3 protein-coding genes are annotated in these 2,195 nt (G+C 64.1%); 2 read left to right on the top strand and 1 reads right to left on the bottom strand.

All coding sequences use genetic code 11. The features are described from left to right. Positions 1–298, top strand: a 298-nt coding sequence (locus ABD901_RS58375; protein ID WP_345144978.1) for a hypothetical protein, incomplete at its 5' end; no start/stop codon positions are given. 556 nt (positions 299–854) lie between these two features. Here ABD901_RS58375 and ABD901_RS58370 read toward each other — a convergent pair. Next, positions 855–1,376 carry a hypothetical protein gene (locus ABD901_RS58370; protein WP_345144976.1) on the bottom strand — a complete coding sequence of 174 codons (522 nt, stop codon included), beginning with the start codon at positions 1,374–1,376 and terminating at the stop codon, positions 855–857. Positions 1,377–1,542: 166 nt separating this feature from the next. Between ABD901_RS58370 and ABD901_RS58365 the strand changes: the two genes are divergently transcribed. Continuing rightward, positions 1,543–1,827, top strand: coding sequence for a hypothetical protein (locus ABD901_RS58365; RefSeq protein ID WP_345144974.1), 285 nt, complete (start codon positions 1,543–1,545; stop codon positions 1,825–1,827). The last annotated feature ends 368 nt before the right edge of the window (positions 1,828–2,195 follow it).

Here is a 2,195-nt window from a genome sequence, read left to right as displayed (position 1 = left end):
ATCATCGGTCAGGCCGGTCGGGGAGTCTGCAACGGTCAAGGTCACGGTCATCTGGTCCAGTCTCGCCCTGATGGGTGGTCAGAACGGAAGCCCGAACTGTGTCTCACCTGACCCTGACAGACAGGGCTTCGAGGAGTTCACTCCGCACCCCTGTCATAAGATGCGTTACCCAGCCGAGAGCATCGAAGTAGTCCTGCCGTTGTCTCTCCATGGCCACGCGATCACGATAGTGCCGATCACCAGAGTGGATGCATCCGCTATTCGGCATGTCCGGGAGCCGGGCAAGCCAGCGGCGTGACGTTCCGTAGCGAGCGGATCGCGGCATGTGCGGATGTGGTCCTGCGCGGCCGTCTACGATCGTTGATGCCCACCCACGACGCGAGGGAGCGGAGCCGAATGGACGTTCGTGACCAGGTGAAGCGTCTCCACGCGCTCGGGCCATTTCCCTCTGAAGACGACGACTCCGACACCGCAGATCAGACACTCGCCGCGATCGAGCATGCCTTGCTCGCAATCGAGCGTCCGCTCAGCGACGACGAGGCGGCGCTCCTGGATCGATTTGTTCGGCCCAGACAACTGCTTCGGTATGGCCTGGACCTTGCTTCATCTCGTAGAGACCGCCCCGACACTGCTGCCATTGACCGAGCCGACCGAGGACGCCAATCCTTGGGTGCAGCGCTTGTGGCGTAGGCAGCAAAACGCGCTGGCTGATGCACGCGCCGCGCAGCCGAACGTCCGCCCTTCTACGCCAACCTGTACGCAAGCGCCGTAATCCGACCCGCTGCAACGACGCACCGAGCGCGGTGATCGACGGCGAACCGAACAACCGACCGGCGGCATGAGTGCGCGGGCAGTCAGTCCCCGGACCAGCCCCAGAAGTAGATCTCGGTCGGCATACCGGCGGCATCGTGTAGGACGGCGCATCGTCCGAACCACCGGTGTTTGGCCAAATCGTCGATCACCTCCAGGTGGTCGCGAGTGACCTTCTCGACGCCGGCCCGGTCGAGCGCCTCCGCGGTGGTCACCGGAGCGATCGTTCCGTACTCGGGCTCGCCGTACTCGGCGAAGAGCCGATCAAACTCGAACGGCGAGGTCACGGCCGCATCGAGCCAACCGAACTTCTGCGGCTCGCCGTCGGGCAGCACTCGCCGCATGTCGAGGATCGAATGGGTGCCCGACTCCTGGACCCTCTCGTCGGCGAAGAGCTCGTCGATGGTTCGGGGGCGGTTCGGATAGTCGCGTGCGGACTTGCCCCATTCACCCGGAACCGCCCACCAATAGTCGCCCTCGGTGAAGACCTTCGCCTGCAGCGTCTCGAACGCCGCCTCCAGATCGGGTTGATATTCCACGACATAGCTCCACCCAGACGCACCCATGATCGGTACTGTAGGCGTTCACGCGGCACCACGAAACGCGCGCCCATCGGCAGAGTCGAATGCCCTGCCGCGGGAAGCTCGATCACTCGCTGTCACGATGGACCGAGCGCTGGCGAGCGCGGTCTGCGGCAGATCCGCGCACGGAAGTGGATCTACGCTTGCGGCCATGGATGGACGCTTCTATCGCCGCCGCTGGGAGGAGTCGCGCGGTGACGAGTTCGCCACATGGGGGCACTCGGTCTGGTACTTCGAGGTCGATGACGACGGTTGGCCGGTCCGGCAGATCGAGGTGTACGACGCTGGGCCGGTCCTGCGCTACGGGCCCGGACACGAAGAAGACCAGTACGGCGGCCTCGGCGAGGCGAGTCTGGATGATCCAGAAGAAGACTGGAGCCCGTTCGCCGTCACACGAGCCGCGTTCGAGCGTGTCTGGGACTCAGCTGGCGGGTGACACCCAGCCTCAAGGCCCGCGCACCATCAGCGGCAAATGAGGATGCCGGCGAGGCCGTGCCTCAAGAGTGATATTTCTGAGTGCGGGCGATCCGTACCGACTGTCACCGAGCTGATGATCCTGGCGCGCCTCCTGCTCGATTCGGACATGGACAGTGTCGACACGGCGGCTGACGGCGTTCGTCGATCTTCCCGGTGGCTCTACATGTCAACGACGGTGGAAACTCGAATCTTGACCCCTTAGAGCGTGTTTGAGAAGTGGGTCTGTTTGTCGTCAGGCGTAACCGCTTGCGTCGATGCCGCCAAGGTAAGCCGGACGTCCCAGCTGCGGCGATGCTCATCGGGCCTGACCGACGTGCAGGTCTCGAC

The organism is Dactylosporangium darangshiense (assembly GCF_039537565.1).
Taxonomy (GTDB): domain Bacteria; phylum Actinomycetota; class Actinomycetes; order Mycobacteriales; family Micromonosporaceae; genus Dactylosporangium; species Dactylosporangium darangshiense.
This window is presented reverse-complemented; position numbering and strand designations above follow the sequence as displayed.